Below are 20,133 nucleotides of genomic sequence, written 5' to 3' on the forward strand. Positions count from 1 at the left end.
CTTTTAATCGATCTGAAAATGATCTACAATCTTATAAAAATCTTCTGCCTTTAATTCTTCTGGTCTTTTATCTAAAGAAATTCTGGCTGATCCTATACATTCTTTTAATTTAGATCTTAAATTTTCTTCGGAGATTTGGATAGGAAGACCGTTCGGATAAAAAGAATCTAATGGAGCTTCTTTGATAGAAGAACCTATCTTTTTTCTTTTTCCCCAAAATAAGGTCCTGCATAAAATTTCTAAAACTTGGTAAGACTCTTTTTTAGAAAATCTTTTGTTGGAAACAAATGTAAGTACACTTGAATCCACATTGGGGGAAGGATAAAAACATCCAGCCTTGATTGTCTTTTTGCTTTGGAATTTTCCGTAAGATCCCGCATAAATTGAAAGAGAAGAAATTTCCTTAGTGATCCTTTGAGCAAATTCTTTTTGGACTAAAAAAACTGCTCCTTGCAAATTCGGAAATTTTTCTAAAGAAAGAAGTATAAGTTCGGAAGTGATATAATAAGGAAGATTTCCGAATAAAAAACAGGAGCTATTTTCCTGCTCGGATAATGTATCTCTTGCATCTCCTAAAATGATCTCGGTTCCAGGTAGAAACTCATTTAACCATTTATAATATACTGGATCAATCTCATATAATCTCAGTTTTTTCCTTAGTCCATAGAGTAAATGGGAAAGCGCTCCGAGGCCTGGGCCGATTTCTAAGATCAGTTCTGATTTTTGTAGAAGTTCCGGTGCAGCGCTTGAGAATAAAGTTTTTATAGCGTTTGGATCAATTAGAAAGTTTTGTCCCCATTTTTTGAGAGGAGCAGAAGATCTTTCTGATAAAAATTCCCGGATCACATTTGGTTTATAAAATGGGTATTCCGGGGAGCTCATCACTTCCAATAAACTTCCAACCGGGAGCGATTCCAAGCTGTTTTCTAAATCGATTCCATTCTCTTAGATCTTCTTTGATCCCAAATCTTGGAATGATCAGTATAATCCCTTCTCCGCTTTTTGTTCGATTTGACAGAGTAATTAACGAATCTTTTTCAATATCAAATCGGATCAACTTTTGGCCTGGCTCAGGCAGGTGAAATTCTACTAACTTAGGAATTAAATTCCAATTTTCGAGACTAGCGATCTTTGGTTTTTCTTTTCCTCCGTATTTCAGAGAAAGATTTTGATTCCTTTTCAAACATTCTGAGACCCAGTCCAAACAAGACTCATGTTCTATATAAATTTCAAAGGTTTTAGAATTTCCACAAAATCTTTCCGGATCTTTTCCCAAGGACTTATACAGAATTTTGGAACTATACTTACATTTTCCTGCGAGAACTACTCTGTTCTTTTCTTGTAGGAAGAATATAAATCTATCTCCGAAAAATACATCAGGTAGTTGGATCCAAGAAGCGGAATTTGCTAATAAAAATTGAAAACCGCAACAAATACAAAATCCTAAAAGCCAGATCTTTTTGAATAGTGTGACTTTTCGAGTTTTCTTATTTAAAGGATTAGAAAGATCCAATTCGGAATTTTTGACTTTGTCTGAAGGGAGTAATTTCCAAAAAGATAAGAAGAGTAGGAATAAAAACCAAATCCCTAATCCGAAAAATTTTGTATTACCTCTATAATAATGTACCAAATTCCAATCTGATTCTCCCCAATAGAGAGTTGTTTTTTCTAAAATTTCCAAAAGAAATAAAACGATTTTCCAGAGGGGCCGTGCAAGCAAGGAAAGAGACATTGTTTCCAATACTAAAGAAAAATATAATAAAGGAAGTAAGATCCCGCAGATTGGAACTAAGATCAGGTTTAAACCCAGAGATCCAAAACTATAAGTCCCGAAATAGTAAATTAAAGAAGGTAATGTCCCGAGCCCTGCAGATAAGGAAACTAAAAGATTTTCTCTCCAGAATCCAATAAATCTAGTTAAGATCGTTTTATCTTCCCCAGCTGGAGGGAGACATTTTTGAAAACAAGGAAGCAAAAGTAGAATTCCGGAAACTGCGCCGAAGGAAAGTAAAAATGAAACTCCAAAAGAACGAATTGGATCCCAAAGATAAACTAATCCAGCGGAAGATATTAATAGATCCGCAGGTTTGGATTTTCGGAAAAACATAGATTGTAAAAGTATCCAGGCAGAAAATATCCAAGCTCTTGCAAGTGAGATTGGAAAACCTAAACATGCTAAATACAATAATCCGAATAATACAGGAAGTATTCTCGGAAGATAATATCCTAAGAAAGGAATTCGTTTCAATACAGCGAACATACATCCTATTAAAATCCCCAGATGTAAGCCAGAGGCAGCGAATAAATGTAAAATTCCTCCTTCTTTAGCATTCTTTTTAAATTCTTTATCTAAACCTTTTGCGTCCCCTAAAACTAAACCGATGGAAATTTCTCTGGCTCTGCCTTCTATCTTTGCCTTGTCCAAGACTTGATTGATTTTTTGGGAGAATTCTTTTTTCCAAGTACTGGATTCTTTCAGAAAGGGAGCGGATCTTTTGGTATAACCGCAGATCGCCAAAACAAAAAATAAGATCACTCCCCAAGAAAAGTATGGAATCTTTTTCCCGAAGAATAAAAAAGAAAAAAGTATTATATTAATTGAATGTATTGAAGTCCAAACTAAGACCAGATCTGGAAAGAAAGAATCTAAAAATAAAGTGGATAAAAGTCCTAAAACTAGATAGGAAAATAAGGAGGAGGGAATCCAGTCCCGGTAGTTTTGTTCCAAGTATTCGCCCATACGAATACCTGTTTTGGTAAATTTGAATTGTGTGCGGAATCTTCATTCCGCCATAAATTTTGCCGTTAAACGGAAACTTTTGAGATTCCGATTCCCAGTTTTCCTCTTACATTATCTAAGATTTGAGAAGAAGCCGCTCTCGCTTTGTCTGATCCTTTTTTCATTACGGATCTTACATAAGCAGGATCGGCTGCAATCTTCTCTCTTTCCTTTCGATAAGGGCCGAAATAATCTAAGACAGTCTCTAATAATGCTTTTTTGAGATCTCCATAACCAGTTCCTGGGTTTGTAAATCTGGATTGAAGATCTTTTTTGCCGGATTCATTTAAAAAAAGTGAATGAATGGAATATATTATACTTTTCTCATAATCCTTTGCTTCATCCACTCCTGCAGAATCAGTAAGTATCCCCATTACAGATTTTTTTAACTTCTTCTCATCATCAAAAAAGTTAATCGTATTTCCGTAAGACTTGGACATTTTCGCTCCGTCCACTCCAGGTACGATCGCAGTCTCTTCGTCTATTTCAGGTTCAGGAAGTTTGAAAGTTTCTCCGTATTGTGAGTTAAACTTCTCCGCTATATCTCTTGCATATTCTAAATGTTGTTTTTGGTCTTTTCCGACTGGAACCTTGTCGCTATTAAATGCGAGAATATCAGCAGCCATTAAAACTGGATAAAAGAAAAGTCCGCCACTTGGAACAATTCCTTTAGCGACCTTATCTTTATAAGAGTGGGCCAATTCCAATTTAGGAACTGTGATGGACATGCTCAGATACCAAGTAAGTTCAGTGACTTCTGGAACTTCTGATTGGATCCAAAATGCACATTTGTCTGGATCGATCCCTAACGCTAAAAAATCACAAACTGCATCATAAGTATTTTCTGTTTGGTTTTTTGCAGAACTAAAAGTGGTTAATGCGTGCAAGTCAGCTACAAAACAGAATAGGTCGGACTTATTTTGATAATCTACTAACTTGCGTATAACGGAGAAGTAATTTCCTAAATGTAATTTACCAGAAGGTTGTACCCCGGTCAATATCCTCATTGTTCCTCCGAGGAAGCGAATCGGTTTTGTGGATCGTCGAAAGTTTTTCCGGAAAGGCGTTCATACTCTGCTTTTAATGCGCTGAGTTCTGCATCCAACTTTCTGTGAGCAGTCAGTTTGTTTACAGTAAACTTGTCTTTATAGATGACCGCGTAATTAAATAATAACTGAGCCATATCCACAAAAACGTATTCCAAAGTTTTACTATTTAAACGGTTCCCGGATACCATCGTAGAATCATAAAATGGTATAAATCTGTGAAGGACTTTCACTTCTTCTAATACTTTTTCTTTAGAAGCTAAAACTCTTTCGTTCAACTGTCCTTTAGCTTCATAATCTTTTGCTAAAAGATGATTTTCAACCAATACGTTGATCCTTTCGGCGAATTTTCCCATGAAGGCAGAAGCTTCTGAAAGTAATCTTAATAAGTTTACTGTGATCTGGTCTTCGACTGAGCCGCCGGAAGTGTTTTGGTTAAAATTGGAGAAGGTATACTGAAAGCTTGGATACTTCTTATTAAACGCATCCAATTGTCTGAGAAGATTATTGATCTCTTCAATCTCAGTTTTGAATAAACCTGGTTGTGTTACCAATACATCTCTGTTGTGGTTTTTGGTTCCTATCTTAACAGTTCCCTCTAAGAGAGGAGTGTAACAAGATTGAAAGTCGCGTAGAAGTATATGGATCAGCTTATGAGGCATTCCTTTGTAGGAAGACTTGAACGCAGCTGAGTTCATATTCTCAGGCATATGATGTGCAAAATAATCATCCACAACACCGTTCAAGAAGTCGAAAGAGATCTTTCCATTATCATCTATTTTGAAATAACGTTGTCTTAAGCCGTGTAGCTCTTCTTTTTTATTCATTCTTGTCAGAATATCATCTGACAATTTGATCAAAGTGGTTTCTACTTCTTTGGTGATGTCTGGAGATCCTTGGAATTTGGTCTCATTGATCGGAGGAACATTCAAAGAATCTAATATTTCTTCCCAGCCGATCACTTTTTTGTTGGAAACAACATAGAATGCTCTGATCGCGTCTGTAAGTTTAGGTCTTCCGTTTTCCAGATTTAATCCGTAATTTAATCCGGATATGATAGAAGGAAGTTTTACGGATAATTTTTCGTCCTTCTTCACTAATTCAGGAACATGGCCTAGGATAATATCTCTGGCGTCATTTCTGGAAAGATGGCGTGCATAATACATTTGCATCTTTAGAGATCTGTTCAAAAAGATCTCTGGAGAAATTTCATCTATAAAGAGTGAGTCTAGTGAAATGAAGTTATTAAAAAACTTATTAAAATTCAAGACCACATTATAAACCAAGGGTCTCCAATGTCTCCAGCCTTGGCTTTCCGCAAGTCTGAGAGCTTGTAATGTGGAGATGATCTGATCTTCTTTTAATGCTTTGAATAATCTTTCTACCGAAGGCGCAATCTTAGAATTTCTTCCTAAGAATCCGACTTCAACTGTTCCGGTGTCTTTTGCAAATTTTGTTATATTCGCGTTTCCACCAAAAAGGTTTGCAAGGAATCCAAGTCCTGGTCCAGCATCCGGTTGTTTTTTTACAGGCTTAGGTGCTGTTTTAGAAGAAGAGGAAGATTGAGATGATTTGGAAGATTTGTCCTCTTCTTCAGATTTTTTGCCTGATTCTTCTTTCTTCTTTAGTTCGAACTCTTCATCCACTTTTTTCATCAAGTCGATGCGTATAAATATATCGTTCGATTTTTGTATGACTTCGTCTATCTTCTGTTGGTGTTCCGGAGAACGTGTCTTGCGATAGAGGTCCGCGAAGACCTTATGGGCGTCTGTGCGAGAAGTAGACAAACTTATTCCCTCTCGTTAAGCGGGTTCTCCACAATTTGCGCGTTGGAAGGTGCTCCGAAATTGAAGAGAGACGCAGGTAAACCTATACCGGTTTGGACTCCGGAAAAACTTACGGAGGTATATTCTCCGGTGGATCTGCTCTTCATTCTGAGGGAACGAGGAGTATTATCCGGACCTAAGGTGACTACGATCTCTTCGTAAGTCCTTGTTGCGGATTTTAGTCGAAGTGAACCTCCCACTGGAGTTACTTCTTCGTATCCCGAAAGAAGGCCGGCCATTCCACCGGTCATACCTTTTACGTCTTGTTTTCCTACAATTCCTCTGGAAGGGGAATAAAACCAAAGATAACGCCCGTTGGAAGCGATGACCCTTCCGTCGGAGAATTTTACATGTATATGATTTGGTCTTTGATAAGAAAGAGTTCCGGTGAGTTCGTTATTGATCGTAATACTCGCCCGAAAGCTGGAAATTTCGGCCATCTTTCCGATGACGCCGCTTAACCTTTCCTTGCCAGGATCGGATAAAATAGAAGTGCCGCAGACCAGTAGAGCTGCGGCACCCAAAAAGGATAATATACCCTTGGATGAAGCCATAATCGTTCCTACTATGGCTTCATTAGACGAAATTATCCAAGTACTTTTTTAAACTCGTCGGTAAGTGCCGGTACGACTTCAAAAAGGTCCCCTACGACTCCGTAGGTAGCTACTTTAAAGATTGGAGCATCTCCGTCCTTATTGATAGCCACGATATACTTAGAAGAGCCCATTCCGGCCAAGTGCTGAATTGCTCCGGAAATTCCGCATGCGATATAGCAGTTCGGGGAAACGGTTTTACCAGTTTGACCCACTTGATGGCTATGAGAAATCCAGCCAGCGTCGACCGCAGCACGGGAAGCTCCTAAAGCTGCGCCTAAAATGTCCGCCAAACCTTGGAGAACAGGCCAGTTTTCAGGTCCTTTAATTCCGCGTCCGCCAGAAACGATGATAGAAGCTTCTGCCAATTGAACTTTGTTCCCGCCGCTTAGATCGGAAGATACGATTTTAACTTTCGCGTCTCCTGCGGATGGACTTGCAGCTTCAGCAGCGCCTGCTCCAGCTTTTTGTACTACTTCTTGTGAGTTTGGACGAACAGTGAAAATAGCGATTGGGCTGGTAACTTTGAAATTACCGTATGCTTTTCCAGAGTAGATTGGCTTTTTAGCCACTACTTTTCCGCCGTCTACAGAAAGACCAACTGCGTCAGCAATGATCCCTGCTCCTACTTTTACAGCTACTCTTGGAGAATAATCTTTTCCTTGAGAAGTGTGAGGAACTAAAACAACAGAAGGATTTTTTTCCTTAATAACTCCGGCTACTAAATTCGCCCAAGTTTCTGCGTTGAAGTCTCCTGCATTTACAGTAACTACGCTATCAGCTCCAACTGCTCCCAGGTCTCCTGCGAATTTTTCAACTCCGGATCCGATGAGAAGAGCGGTAACTTTTCCTCCGAGTGCGTCCGCAATTTTGCGGCCAGCGGAAGTGATTTCTTTGGAGATCTTTTTGAGTTCTCCGTTTTTGAGTTCGCCTACGATTAAAACGTTGCTCACGGGTGTTCTCCTTAGATAACCTTAGCTTCTTCGCGAAGAGCTTTTACTAATTGTTCAGCATAACCTTTCGCATCAGCCGCTTCTAACTTGCGACCAGGAATACGAGGTGGAGGTGGCTCCAATGCTACTACTTCGATCTTGCTTGCAGGATTTCCTAAATCTGCAGGCGTTTTGGTTTCGATAGGCTTCTTCTTAGCAGCCATCAAACCTTTCAAGTTAGGATAACGAGGTTCGTTTAATCCTTTTTGAGCAGTGATCGCTACTGGTAGGCTGGTCTCCACAACTTGGGTTCCACCTTCTACCTCTTTAGTAGCTTTTACGGATGTTCCGCTGATCTCTAAGCTAACTGCGAAAGAGATATGAGCGATTCCGAGTCCTTCTGCAACTTGGATCACTACTTGGGAGCTGTCGCTATCGATAGATTGGCGTCCGCCGATGATGATGTCTGCATTTTCAGCTTTCGCGAAGTTTGCGATCAATTCTGCGGTTAAAACGGTATCAAAAGGAACGTAATTGTCCACTTTGATCTGAACGGCACGGTCCGCTCCCATTGCGTATGCTTGGCGTAATGACTCTTGAACGCGATCTGGTCCTAGAGAGACTGCAATAACCTCTCCACCATTTTTCTCGCGTAATCTAAGCCCTTCTTCAATTGCGAATTCGTCGTACGGAGAGATAATCCATTTAATTCCGGCTTCATTGATGGACTTGTCCCCGACTTTGATATTCGTTTCGGTGTCAGGCACCTGTTTCACTAAAACGATGATCTTCATGAACTTTCGTTCTCCAAATTAATAGTGCTATAAACACGAAATTTCTGAAAAGCGTGAGTGCAAACTACTTTTTTGCACGTATTCCGGAAATCTCGCCTATCGAAACAGAATGAGTGTTCTGCTCCAAAAATAGATCCAAAACAATCCCAAAATGATAACCAAAACATTCGCATCAGATTGAAGGAAGAAGGTTAGGCCCCAGAAAAACGGTAAAAGGAAAAAGCTGATCAGAAATAAGAACCAGATCCAAGATTTTCCGCTAAGAGGGGTCGCGAATGAGGCCTCGATCTCTGATTGGATCTCTTCTAAACTTTTAGGAAATTTTCCTAGATTGCGGATCGCGAGAAATAAAGTGAGAAGGCAAATTAAAGTTAATACGACAGAATACAGCATATTGATCCTCTTCAGGGAATTCTAGATAATTGCAGAGATTTTAGGACAGCTTGGTTGTCCTTTTTGGTGTGGAACCTGATCTGAACATCATCCGTTTCAGGATTTTCCACTGAAAATTCGATACTCATCTTCTTATCATCCCCAGCTCCTGAGGATTCATGTAAAATTAACGAAGAAGATTGGTTAGCGGTCACGCTGAAAGTAGCCTGGCTTAAAGATTCGCCTTCGAATTCTGCTCTAAACTTTCCCTTAGGATCTTTTGGGATAAAATGATCGTAGGCTCTTACTTCTTCGTAAACATTTAGATTATTTTTACGTTCCGATCTAACTGTTTTAAGCATGTATGCAAATTGAGAAGGAGCTATGGAAACTGCTTTTTTTGTTTGGGAAGAAGGTTTGGGATCTAATCCTAATTTATAAACCTGTAAAAAAGTTCCTCTATACAATAGAGTATCCGGATAACGATTCACTGTATCTACAGGATAATTCCCTTCCAAATGGATATTATCTACTTTTTCTAAAGTAACCGGTCCATCTTCTAAGTTAAAATCTTCGTCGATTAGATAAACATTCCAACCAGATTTGATTAACTGGCTTGCATTTTCTAAAAAAGGACGTGTCTTGCGGATAAGATAAGTGTCTTTCCCGCTTAAATAACGCAGGGGACTCGCAAGGTCTTCTTTTTTGGTAAAATAAATCGCCTTTTCACTAGGGAGAGAAATTGATAATCTTTCGAATTCTTCTGAGTATCCGGACAACATTCTTTCGAAGAAGATCAACCTGTCTCTATTATAAAGATGATATATATAACCTGCAAAAATGAAAACGATCAGGGCTGATTTGATTATTTGCCTTTTGATCGGTAATGAATAAAGTCCTATGACTCCCATAATACATGCAAATGGAATAGGGAATAAGACCCAGCGCCTCGAAGCCCAGAAATGGTCTGGGTAAATACTCGGTTCGTAAAAATAAACAAAAGAGAGAAGAGAACCTAATAACAAAAATACCAAAGAACCTGAGGAGTTCTTTCTGAAGATCAAACGATCGTAACCACCAATCCCAAATAGAACTAATATTAGAGGAACATAAAGTAAGAAGAATATGAAACCGTTCTTTTTGAAATAAAAGAAATCACTAAGATTTTCTGCGTTGGTCATCACAGGTCGGATGGAATACGCGAAAGTGATCAATAGGAATAAAAAGGATAAAATCCCGATCCTTAAGAACTTTCTATTCTTTAGGATAATATTTCGTAGAGATTCAATGGATTGTTTTCCAGACTTTAAGTTAGAGAAAAATAGAAGACCGGACAATAATACAGAAGAGAAAACACAGAAGAATGTTAATTTTAATAATTGTTTCGTTTTCCAGAGATCTATCATGTATGGTTTAGAATTTATATAACCATACAAAACTCCCAGGATAGAAATCGCCGAATATCCGAATAGAAAATTGAATCCTCTCCAAAGACTTTTCTTTCTTAAAAATAATAAATAACCTACGAAGATCACAATTGCAGGAAAATAAATTAAGCTATCGATCCGATTGAAACTGCTTAATCCTAATATGCCGCCTGCAAAGAACATCCATCCATTATTCTTACGAAAAAAATAAAGAGCTAAATAAGAAGAGAATAAGATCAGCAATTGTCCTAAGGGTTCGGATAAAGTTGTCCTAACATTCCAAAGTTGGGCCGGATTAAATGCGCAGAAAAATACTGCCATCAATGCTCCCCAAGGTCCTATCCATTTTTTTACGATCAAAAATATAAAAACTAAGGACAATACACCGAATATTGAGTTCACTCGGAACATTGCATCTAATCCGAATAGATCCGTAGATAAGGCTAAGTAAGTGGGTAAGAGTGGATAGAAGCGGGGAGAAAGAGAACCAATCGGAACAGAAGGGTCCTGTGGGGAATAATCAGAATGGATTGCAGGATAACCATAAATGATATTATTTCCTAAAACTTGGGTCAAGTCTTGGTAGCGGAAATCATCAAAGTTCAGGCCACCAGTTTTCTGGATCTTACTTCCAAAAACTACATACAATCCGTGGTCTCTATCTCCTTTTATATATTCGATAGGAAAAAGAGAATACATAGCTCCCGCGCTAAGAAGCAACAATGCAAGAGTAATGTTCGTAAGTAAATTTCTGGAACTGTCCCATCCGGAAATTGGGTTTAATCTAAAATCAATTTTTCGAAAGAGTATGTATATAATGAGTGATCCGGAGACTAAAAGTTGGATCAATACTACATACAGAATTTTATATGATTCGAAAGAAACTAAAAGAAGTGCGATGGACCCGGCTATTAAAATGGAGAGGGTGAAAGAGACTAAGTTTCTGGATAAGGGTTGTGGGAGTCCTTTTTTATGAAGAATGACCGATATAAAATAAATATTTAGGATGATACCTAAAAAAAATAAGAAATTTACCAAGGAAACCACTGCCTAATACGAAATAATATCTTATCCTAGATTTGTAAAGCTTGTATTTGGAGATGAAGATTTAGCACTTCTTAAATATACTTAAGTCTCGTAACTCGGTTGCAATTTACAGTGGGTCCAAAATACTTAAGTTGAAACTGAATAGGGCATTAGAATGAAGGGAATCCAAGAAAAAAAAATAGATCTATATAATCCAACCGATGATCATCTTTCCTTAAGAGAGAATGTAAGCGCTTTCGCAAAAGAGAATTTGGATCAACAAGCAAAGGATCATGACGATGAAGAATCCTTTAATAAAGATCTATTTCGTAGATTAGGTGCGGAGCTGGGAATCTTTGGAGTTACAGTTCCTCAAGAAGATGGAGGAATGGGGTTGGACCCTGTTGCAAGTGTGATCATTCACGAGGAATTCTCCGCATATGATCCTGGATTTACTCTATCATATTTAGCTCATGAAGTACTTTTCGTGAACAATTTCTATCACAGTGGAAATCCTTCCCAAAGAGCTAAATACATGCCAAAGGTTCTTTCTGGAGAATGGATCGGTGGAATGGGAATGACCGAGCCAGGAGCGGGAACGGACGTTCTTGGAATGACAACAGTTGCTACTCGTAAAGGCGATAAATTTGTGTTAAATGGTAGAAAACAATTTATCACAAATGGGATTGTAGGTCAGGTATTCTTGGTATATGCAAAAACCAGTAAGGATTCTCGCAGAACAACTTCCTTCATAGTAGAGAGTTCTTATCCTGGATTCAGTTTTGGCAAAAAAGAAGAGAAGATGGGAATGAGATCTTCTCCAACCACTCAACTCGTTTTTGAAAACTTAGAAGTTCCAGCAGAAAATTTGATAGGTGCCGAAGACGGGGCCTTAACTCATATGATGAGAAATCTTGAGATTGAAAGAGTAACTCTTGCTGCACAATCTTTAGGAATTGCAAAACGTTGTGTAGATGTAATGTGCGAATATACTATTCTTCATAGAGAAGCCTTTGATAAAAAACTGATAGAATTTGGACAGATCCAAAGATTGCTCGCTGAGTCTTATGCAGATTATCAAGCCGCAAGAGCCTTAGTATATGATGTTGCTTCTAAAATACATCCTGAAAACCGAAACTCACTTGGAGCTGCTTCTGCAAAACTTGTAGCTACTCAAATGGCGGAAAGAGTTTCCAGAAATGCAATCCAAGTGCTGGGTGGTTACGGTTATTGTAGAGAATACCCTGTAGAAAGATTACATAGAGATGCCATCTTGCTTTCCATTGGTGGTGGAACAAACGAGGCAATGCAAAAAAATATAGCTGCTGATCTAAAGAAGCTATATGCAAGCTCAGGAATGTAATCTAATATTTAGTCTATCCGGTCGTTCTTCTTGAGAGACGACCGGCTTTATATCCTTCCCTCGTAAAGTTCTTCCCGTATAAGCCCCGTTTAATAAGTTCTGTCTGCAAGGGCATTTAGTGTCCGGGGATGCAGGAATTTCATGAGAAAAAAAGGGCCTAAGACGGTCGTTTTACTTAAAAATAAAAAGAATTTATTCTTAACGGTTTTATTCATTTGTTCGGTTTTCTATCTTATCGATTGTTCTGCTGGCCAAGGTCAGAGGGATCATTCAGTATTCGGAAGAAGAGCTTCTTTAACTAGAGAAGGATTACAACTTTCAGCAATCGATACTCCTCCAGCAGATCGTCATCTTCATGCAGAACATTATCCTTCTTCAAATGAAAGAAGATTGGACCTGTTTAAATCCAGAGTAGTGGGTTTAGGCGGTGGTTATATGGGAGTTGGAACAGATCAGAATCTAACTTTGATCGCATGGGCAAGAAGTGAATTTGCTTATCTATTCGATTTTGATCCAGTAACAGTTTCCATTAATAGACTTCATCTTCATTTTCTAGAAATTTCTCCTACTTATCCAGAATTTGAAAAACTTTGGGATCCTAAGAATAAAGAGACTGTTCTTCCTATTATCGAAAAAAGATTTTCGAATGATCCAGAATATCAAGTAATTCTAAAGTCTTACCAAATCGCTCTTAGAAAGGGAGCCGTTCCTCAACGTTTAGGGGACTTACATAAGATCTCTAAAGTGTATCCTCAATTTACCTCTTTTCATAATGATACAAAGGATTATGATCACCTCAGAAATCTGGTATTAGATGGAAAAATAATTGCGATCGATGGGAATTTATTGGGAGACAAGACTATAAATTCGATTTCTGAAAAAGCGAAAGAGCTCGAGATCCCGATTCGTATTTTATATACTTCTAATGCAGAAGAATATTTTAGATATCCGGAAGGAATGAGAAAGAATTTCTTAAATCTGTACGGAGATACTAAAAGTATAGTGATCCGCACCGTTACTAAAGGTGCTAAGGTATACGGATTCCCGGATGGAGAGATGTTCCCCGCAGCGTTTCCTTTTCATTATAATATCCAATCTTTAGATAACCTAAAGACTTGGCTGACCAAAGAAAGTGTTCTATATACAACGATACTTCTTCGTAATCGTAAACCGATCGAAAAGGGATTTTCTTTAATAGAAGCATTACCTCCGGAACCTAAAAAATGATCAGAAGCTCTATCTTTTGTTTGGGGATTGCATTTTTTGCAGTTCCTTGTTCTTCTCAGAACGTTAAGACAGGTTCAACCACTGATTCAGTTCGAATTGTAGCAGTGGGAGATATCATGTCTCATCAAACTCAGATAGATACAGCTTATGATAAAGAATGTGACTGCTGGAAATTCGACGAGGTATTCCAAGAAGTGTCTTCCATGATCTCTGAAGCAGATCTTGCCGTTGGAAATTTAGAAACCACTCTTCCTGGAGATCCTAAACAATATACTGGTTATCCTCAATTCGGGGCTCCAGATTCTCTTGCGAAAGCAATTAAGGATATCGGTTTCGATGTGCTTTCTACTGCAAATAACCATTCCTGTGATAAAGGTAAGTTAGGAGTAGTCAGAACCCTTTCCGTGTTGGATCAATTAGGTCTGAAACATTTGGGAACGTACAAGGACAAAGAAGAATATGAAAAAAATAGAATATTATTTGTCCCTGTTGGAAATCTAAATCTTGCATTTTTAGATTATACATATGGAACCAATGGTCTGGAAATCCCTGCTGGAACAGTGATCAATCTGATCGACAAAGACCAAATAGCTTCTGATATTGTTTTGGCCAAAAAATCCAAACCTGATGCAATTATTGTAATGTATCATTACGGAACAGAATATCTGCATCAACCAGATCCTTTTCAGGTAGAAATGGTGGAACATGCATTTTCTTCCGGAGCGGATATTGTTCTAGGCGGACATCCTCATACACTCCAAAGATTTGGTAAAAAAATGATTAAGGATAAATTCGGGATCTCGAAAGAGAGATTTTATATTTATTCTTTGGGTAACTTCATTTCAGGCCAAGACAGACGTTATGTGGATGGAGGACTTATACTAAAATTCTCCTTATCTAAAGAGAATGATAAATTAAATATTTTTGATATATCTTATGAGCCTGTTTGGGTTTACATAGACAGAACTGGGTCTAAGGCGCAGTTTAGATTATTGCCTGTTAAAAAATATTTAAATAATGATCAGGAAAGAAAACTTCCTGAGACTTCGTTCCAAAGAATGAAACAATTCTATAAAGACACTGTAGATCTACTCGGTCCTTAGTCTGGATTCCGAACAACCGACTGGACATAAGTCGACTGAAAAATTCGGCGCCTTCTTCTTATATTTTCCTATCACTTTATGCAAAAAAGGTTCAATCATGAAGTATTTCCCTGTCTAAGAACCGAGGAAAGAAATGAACCTATTATTTACTGAATATACATTAGGAAAGAATAAGCTAAAAAACAGAGCCGTTATGGCTCCAATGACTCGCTCCAGAGCAATCGGAAATATTCCGAACGATTTGATGGCGGAATATTATTCCCAAAGAGCAGGCGCCGGTCTATTGATTACAGAAGGTGTTTCTCCTTCTCCCAATGGTTTAGGATACGCAAGGATCCCAGGAATTTTTTCAGATGAGCAAGTTCAGGCCTGGAAGAAGGTTACAGATGCAGTGCATGCAAACCAAGGTAGAATATTTGTACAGCTTATGCATTCAGGAAGAGTAGGGAATCATCTCAATCTTCCTGAAGGTGCGGAACTTGTAGGACCTTCTGCCATTGGATTAAAAGGAACTGTTTGGACTGACGCAGAAGGAAGCCAACCTTACTCTTCTCCAAGAGAAATGACTTCAAAGGATATCCAAGTAGCGATCCGAGAATATGTGACTGCTGCAGAGAACGCAATCAAGGCAGGATTTGATGGAGTTGAACTTCATGGCGCCAATGGATATTTGATAGAACAATTTTTACATCCAAGTGCAAATCATAGAACCGATGAATACGGCGGAGATTGGAAGAAGAGAAATAGATTCGCCGTAGAAGTTGCGACCGCAGTTGTGGAAGCAATCGGAGCAGATAAAGTAGCGATTAGACTTTCTCCTTACGGTGTATTTAACGATTTAGAAATTCATAATGAAATAGAAGAACAATACAAAGACCTCGCTACATCTTTAGGAAAACTTGGACTCGTTTATATTCATATAGTGGACCATTCTTCCATGGGAGCGATTAAACCGACTGATTCAGTGGTTACTTCGATCAGAGAATCTTATAAATCCGGAAATCCAAACGGAGCTTATATTCTTTCAGGTGGTTATGATCCTGGTCGCGCGGATTCTGATCTAAAAGAAAAAAATGCGGATCTAATTGCATTTGGTCGTAACTTTATTTCGAATCCAGATTTAGTGGAAAGATTGGAGAAGGGAATCCCTCTTGCTGAGCCTGATGCTTCTACATTCTATACTCCGGGAGAAAAAGGATATACTGACTATCCTATAGCTTCTCTTTCTAAAGTTTAAGAAAGATCAAAATCCCGCCGTTTGTATTAGCGGCGGGAACTGAAAAATATTAGCAGGCGTCTCCCGCACCTCTTAATAATAACTGCAAGGTCCCATTCTTTAATTCGTATAAAGATTTGATAGAAGAGTCATAACCTATATCAGTAAATAATAATATAGGAACCGGATCTTCTTCTCTATAAATGACTCCAATCAAATGATAAGAACCGCCGTAAAATCCTAATTCTTCAGTGAGTTTTTCGGATTTTTCGTAAGAGATCAAAATTCTGTCTGTCCCAAACTTGCGTCCTAATAGATAGAGATACCTTCTTTCCGCACCTTTTTTATGATAGGCAATCCTACCGGAAATGAAGGTTTCCTTTTTATTATTTTTGAAAGAATACACTTCTTCCATTGTGGAATGAAGCCATTCGGTTTCAGGATATCCTCTCGCTTTCCAAGTAGTTTCTGCTAAACTTTTGAAAAGAGTATAATCTGTATCTGTCTTAGATAATTCTTGGAGAGGAATAGATTGTAGTCCTAGATCTGGAGAATATACCAACCAATCTTTTTTGGCTTTAATATCTCCTGCAGGTTTTACTTTTAATGCGGGGAATTCTTGGCATCCGTAAGTAGTAGGCGAGGCCGCGGAAAAAGAAGGTCCCTTATCTCCTTCTAATAATGAAAAAGAAGGAAGAGAAGTATTCACACCACTCCTGAATTTATAATCAAATTCGTATTCGTCTTTTGCTTCTTGCCAACCTTTTGGACTGAAGAATGCAAGCGGAACAAAGATGGGAAGATCCTTTGGATCATATCCGGACCAAACAAATCCAATCAGTTTATATTCATCTAATGTGTCTGGTGGGGTGAGTCCTAAATATTTTCTGGAAACAAAACCTGTTCTACCGTCTTCAGATTTGATCTTAGCCCAATCGATAGGACCTTTTGTTTCATCGGGAAGGATTTTGACCTTATTTCCCCTGTTTAGGGTAAAGACGATCTTTCCGGTTTCAGGAGTCTCTCTAACGTTTAACACGCCTGAGGTGATTAGAACATAGTGATATGGATCTGAGGTCTGAGCGACCAAAGAAAGATACAATGGAGGTAGAAGTAATACTAATAAGATCCGGAATTTAAGCGCCATTGCAGCCACAGCATCGTTTTAAGATCCGGGCCCGCAAGAGCTTTTTAATCTTGGATCAGTCTTTCTATCGTTTTCTCGGATAGCTGCTTCATCTGAATATCTTTGCCGGAAAGGTTCTCGATCGATTTCCGGAAATTTTCAGGGTTCTTAAGCATTCCGACTGAGAGCACATTTTCGGATTCCACTTCGTATTTGCGGATAGAATCCATTAGTTGGTCCTTCTTCACTTGAACCTGCTCTCTTAATTGGTTTAGATCCTGATTTGGGTTCTCTACCAATTCTCTGAACAAAGGAGTTTCACCAAAAAGAATATTGATTAGATCATCTTTAGGCGTGCTCTTAGCTTCGCTCAGTACTCCGAGTTTCATTTGTTCTTTAGAAAGTTGTTCTTGGAGAGTCCCCAAGGTTTCTTGAACTTTCAAGTATCTAGAAGTCAAGCTGCTAGAAAACTCGGTTTTGTCGGCTGCGTTTTGGGCTTCCGAGGGTACTCCCGTCTTTCCTGGAACGGAAGATCTCTTGTCGCGGAGAAGTTTCTCTGCTGATGAGACTAGATTCGTAAGTTGAACGTCCATGTTCTTTACCCTCCTTTCGGTGTAATCCGCGAACCCTTGGAAAGATCGGTAGATAAACCCGATTCTTCATTTTCCAAAGAGTTTATGTCGCATCTAAGCGGTTACTCCCTAGGCATATCTGTACTAAGTATCGGTCAAACTTTAGAGAACCAATGAATTTTTTTCAAAATATTCAGTTTTTTTAGAAAAAAATCCGAATAGGAATAACTGGGCGTTTTATGGTTTAAATGGTCTTGCTCGCCTTCTTCCCTTATATTCTAGCCGCTTTGGAAACGTTGACATCTCCTATATGAAATAAATTATTCACATTTTGTCTCGTAAAAGGTTTTTCGGGATAAAAATTGAATAGGTTTACACGGAGTTGAACGATGAAAAAAAGAACCGATATCTTCAAGGTAGTATCCATCTTTGCCTTGTATTTAAGTTTATTTTCTACTGGGGCGTTTGCAGAAGAGGATGATCATTATATCCAGCCAGACGACTATTTTGTTTCCAGGGAAGAATATAACGATCAAACTTATATCAACGTATATATTGCTAAGGAAATGACTCCTGCTTCTGCCACCAAAACAAAAGGAGAAGGTGAATTCTTACAAGTGACTGACGGTAAGAAGTATTGGACCAAAAACTTTTACATGACCCGACTTGCTACAGACAAAGATCTGAAGTTAGGAGTAAAAGTGATCATGTTCGATATGGGAACAGAAGACGGCTACAGGGCGCCTGAATCCAAAGAAGAAGCCAGGACCGGAAGCTGGTTCATGGCAAAAATTACTGATACTTCTGATCTATTCAAAGGGATTATTACTGTTTCCGGAGGATATAAGATCCAAAAGAATAATATAAGAGTGATTGTACCAAAAGCGACTGTTACACCTAAGGGTGGAAAATAATATTAAAAAAATAGAATTCTCTTTTTACGAGAGTATTCTGAAAGCCTCCTTATTGGAGGCTTTCTTATTTTAGGTCAAACTTTTAACCTTTTATAAATTACGTAAAGTCCGGATAGGAAAAGTATAGGAGTGATCCAACTCGCAAGCCAGATAGGAATGACTTCGTTTTCTCCCAAAGATTTGAAAGAAGGATCCATGATCATATAAAGAAGGGCTACTCCGATACTAACTCCAAGAGAGGAAACAATCGCCATTCTTTTGGTAAAAAATCCACTGGCACATCCTACCAAAGTTAATACTACAATCAGTAAAGGTTCTGCGAATAATGTATGTTTTGCAATATCTACATCTCCGTAAGATAATCCTTTACGGATCCGATTTTCCTTTTCTTCTGAAAGTTCAAAGAAGTTCATTTCTTCTACTGAACCTTTTAACTTTTTAAAATAGTCTGGCTTTTCAGGAAGTGTATATTCCTTCTCTGTAAATTTTTGCACAGAGACTACTTGTAGTTCATCGTCAAATTTGGTCTCTTCTACACCCTTTAAGACCCAAACGTCTTTTTGGTAATCGAACTTTGCTTTTTGAGCTACTAAAAGATAATCAGGAGTTTGTTCGCGAGTTAGGCAGATATAATTAAATCCACCTTTGATCTCTTCTTCCTTTGTATCGTAATAATAAATATAATAAAAACCTTCTTGGCCCTTGAAATGTTTTTGGTAGACCACTCCGACTAAAGTGTTTTGGTCTCCCTCTTTTAACATTTTATGTTCTTCGTTCGCTCTTGCGTTTAATGGAGCCACGACAGTTTGTTTTAAGAAGAACGCAGCAAACCAAAGAACACAACTGAATGCTACGATTGGAGTCACAATCCTTCTGAAAGAAATACCAGCAGCCATCATTGCCACTAATTCTTTGTTCGCTGAAAACTGACCCACAGTGAAAGAAACTGAAAATAATATAGCGATGTTCATGATGTACTGGATCAGCATCTGGGGAAGTCGGAACAAAATGAAAAGCCAGCCGTGGATCTTTCCACCTTTGGAGGAGGCCATGTCCCCTTTGATATCGCTATAGGAAGACATAAGGGCCAAAAATCCTAAAGTGATCAATGCACCGATAAATATTTTTACAAACTCAGAGAATACATACTTATCCAAGATCCTAGGAGGGAAAAACTCCTCCTTTATTCTATGGATCCATTCTTTGGGACGGATTTCGGGAAGACTGAATTGCATTCCGAATCCATCATCAAAAGGCCGAGCCATTCCTACGAACCATTTATTTGGGTTGACGATCTTGGCTCTTAAGGGAAGATTTCTCGGTCACAGGAGGAGATCATGAAAAAAAGCGCCATTACGTTCGCAATACTCGCCACTCTTATTTTTACAGTTTCGGTTTCTGCCGAAAAAAGTACGGAAGATCATATTAAGGCACTTTCCAGCGGATCTGATCTGGAAAAAATCGAAGCTTCCCGTTATTTGGGAGATAAAAAAGAAAAATCCGCAATTCCGGAATTGATCAATCTTCTGAACCGTGCAAATGATCCTAAAGTTGCAGTTCCAGCAGGGATTGCTCTGGGGCAAATCGGAGAAGCAGGTGATTCCACTATCGCTTTAAAAAACAAAGTGATTAGCTCTGATAACGGAGACATCGTTTATACTTCTCTTGTTTCTATCCTAAATATCGTAATCAAAAATGAAAAGGCAGAAGACGCTGCGAAAGAAGCTCTTGAGTTTGCGGATAAAAACCGTAGATCCGATGAGTTTGTTTCCGACTTCTTAAACGTTCTCACTAAAAAATTGAAGGGTTAATCCTTT

The 20,133-nt window shown here is 38.5% G+C and carries 18 protein-coding genes; 6 read left to right on the forward strand and 12 right to left on the reverse strand.

Features of this window, described 5'->3' with window-relative positions; translation table 11 throughout:
• Window positions 1-3: 3 nt before the first annotated feature.
• From rsmA to EHQ52_RS09415, 9 genes are all read right to left on the reverse strand, one after another.
• On the reverse strand, window positions 4-882 hold the full coding sequence (rsmA, locus tag EHQ52_RS09375; RefSeq protein ID WP_167492197.1) for a 16S rRNA (adenine(1518)-N(6)/adenine(1519)-N(6))-dimethyltransferase RsmA: 879 nt from the start codon (window positions 880-882) through the stop codon (window positions 4-6).
• Window positions 854-2,740: a ComEC/Rec2 family competence protein gene (locus EHQ52_RS09380; protein ID WP_135614938.1), complete on the reverse strand. Its 1,887-nt coding sequence runs from the start codon at window positions 2,738-2,740 to the stop codon at window positions 854-856. The genes rsmA and EHQ52_RS09380 overlap by 29 nt, the downstream gene beginning before the upstream one ends.
• A 65-nt stretch (window positions 2,741-2,805) precedes the next feature.
• Window positions 2,806-3,786 (reverse strand): tryptophan--tRNA ligase, encoded by a 981-nt coding sequence (trpS, locus tag EHQ52_RS09385; protein ID WP_135614939.1) that lies wholly within the window; start codon window positions 3,784-3,786, stop codon window positions 2,806-2,808.
• On the reverse strand, window positions 3,783-5,612 hold the full coding sequence (locus tag EHQ52_RS09390; RefSeq protein ID WP_135614940.1) for a hypothetical protein: 1,830 nt from the start codon (window positions 5,610-5,612) through the stop codon (window positions 3,783-3,785). Before EHQ52_RS09390 ends, trpS begins: the two co-directional genes overlap by 4 nt.
• Window positions 5,613-5,614: 2 nt before the next feature.
• Entirely contained in the window at window positions 5,615-6,205 is a 591-nt protein-coding gene (locus tag EHQ52_RS09395) for a LolA family protein (protein ID WP_135614941.1), read from the reverse strand.
• Window positions 6,206-6,237: 32 nt separating this feature from the next.
• The gene (locus EHQ52_RS09400) at window positions 6,238-7,197 is read right to left on the reverse strand and encodes an electron transfer flavoprotein subunit alpha/FixB family protein (protein WP_100708958.1); all 960 of its coding nucleotides are present in this window, start codon (window positions 7,195-7,197) and stop codon (window positions 6,238-6,240) included.
• Window positions 7,198-7,208: 11 nt separating this feature from the next.
• Window positions 7,209-7,970 (reverse strand): electron transfer flavoprotein subunit beta/FixA family protein, encoded by a 762-nt coding sequence (locus EHQ52_RS09405; protein WP_100708959.1) that lies wholly within the window; start codon window positions 7,968-7,970, stop codon window positions 7,209-7,211.
• A gap of 96 nt (window positions 7,971-8,066) precedes the next feature.
• Complete coding sequence (locus EHQ52_RS09410; RefSeq protein WP_135614942.1) at window positions 8,067-8,363, reverse strand: LIC10362 family protein; 297 nt, start codon at window positions 8,361-8,363, stop codon at window positions 8,067-8,069.
• An 11-nt stretch (window positions 8,364-8,374) separates the two neighbouring features.
• Window positions 8,375-10,816 carry a glycosyltransferase family 39 protein gene (locus EHQ52_RS09415; RefSeq protein ID WP_135614943.1) on the reverse strand — a complete coding sequence of 814 codons (2,442 nt, stop codon included), beginning with the start codon at window positions 10,814-10,816 and terminating at the stop codon, window positions 8,375-8,377.
• Window positions 10,817-10,970: 154 nt separating this feature from the next.
• On the opposite strand from EHQ52_RS09415, the gene EHQ52_RS09420 reads away from it, so the two are divergent.
• From EHQ52_RS09420 to EHQ52_RS09435, 4 genes are all read left to right on the forward strand, one after another.
• Window positions 10,971-12,158 carry an acyl-CoA dehydrogenase family protein gene (locus tag EHQ52_RS09420; RefSeq protein WP_135614944.1) on the forward strand — a complete coding sequence of 396 codons (1,188 nt, stop codon included), beginning with the start codon at window positions 10,971-10,973 and terminating at the stop codon, window positions 12,156-12,158.
• Between the two features lie 141 nt (window positions 12,159-12,299).
• On the forward strand, window positions 12,300-13,385 hold the full coding sequence (locus tag EHQ52_RS09425) for an LIC_10091 family lipoprotein (protein WP_135614945.1): 1,086 nt from the start codon (window positions 12,300-12,302) through the stop codon (window positions 13,383-13,385).
• Window positions 13,382-14,488: a CapA family protein gene (locus tag EHQ52_RS09430; protein ID WP_135614946.1), complete on the forward strand. Its 1,107-nt coding sequence runs from the start codon at window positions 13,382-13,384 to the stop codon at window positions 14,486-14,488. The genes EHQ52_RS09425 and EHQ52_RS09430 overlap by 4 nt, the downstream gene beginning before the upstream one ends.
• Window positions 14,489-14,621: 133 nt before the next feature.
• A complete protein-coding gene (locus EHQ52_RS09435; RefSeq protein ID WP_135614947.1) occupies window positions 14,622-15,725 on the forward strand; it encodes an alkene reductase in 1,104 nt (367 codons plus the stop codon).
• A 49-nt stretch (window positions 15,726-15,774) separates the two neighbouring features.
• Here the strand turns inward: EHQ52_RS09435 and EHQ52_RS09440 are convergent, their stop codons facing one another.
• Both EHQ52_RS09440 and EHQ52_RS09445 read right to left on the reverse strand, forming a co-directional pair.
• A complete protein-coding gene (locus tag EHQ52_RS09440) occupies window positions 15,775-16,860 on the reverse strand; it encodes an SH3 domain-containing protein (RefSeq protein ID WP_135614948.1) in 1,086 nt (361 codons plus the stop codon).
• 35 nt (window positions 16,861-16,895) lie between these two features.
• Window positions 16,896-17,423, reverse strand: a complete 528-nt coding sequence (locus EHQ52_RS09445) for an LIC10415 family protein (protein ID WP_100708967.1) — start codon at window positions 17,421-17,423, stop codon at window positions 16,896-16,898.
• Between the two features lie 368 nt (window positions 17,424-17,791).
• Between EHQ52_RS09445 and EHQ52_RS09450 the strand changes: the two genes are divergently transcribed.
• Window positions 17,792-18,316 carry a hypothetical protein gene (locus EHQ52_RS09450; protein ID WP_135614949.1) on the forward strand — a complete coding sequence of 175 codons (525 nt, stop codon included), beginning with the start codon at window positions 17,792-17,794 and terminating at the stop codon, window positions 18,314-18,316.
• Between the two features lie 74 nt (window positions 18,317-18,390).
• Here EHQ52_RS09450 and EHQ52_RS09455 read toward each other — a convergent pair whose 3' ends face one another.
• Window positions 18,391-19,581 carry an LptF/LptG family permease gene (locus tag EHQ52_RS09455; protein WP_244244831.1) on the reverse strand — a complete coding sequence of 397 codons (1,191 nt, stop codon included), beginning with the start codon at window positions 19,579-19,581 and terminating at the stop codon, window positions 18,391-18,393.
• A gap of 72 nt (window positions 19,582-19,653) precedes the next feature.
• Here EHQ52_RS09455 and EHQ52_RS09460 point away from each other — a divergent pair, with 72 nt between their 5' ends.
• Window positions 19,654-20,127, forward strand: a complete 474-nt coding sequence (locus EHQ52_RS09460; RefSeq protein WP_135614950.1) for a HEAT repeat domain-containing protein — start codon at window positions 19,654-19,656, stop codon at window positions 20,125-20,127.
• Window positions 20,128-20,133 lie beyond the last annotated feature (6 nt).

Origin of the sequence: Leptospira koniambonensis (genome assembly GCF_004769555.1) — a bacterium.
In the GTDB taxonomy this organism is placed as follows: Bacteria; Spirochaetota; Leptospiria; order Leptospirales; family Leptospiraceae; genus Leptospira_B; species Leptospira_B koniambonensis.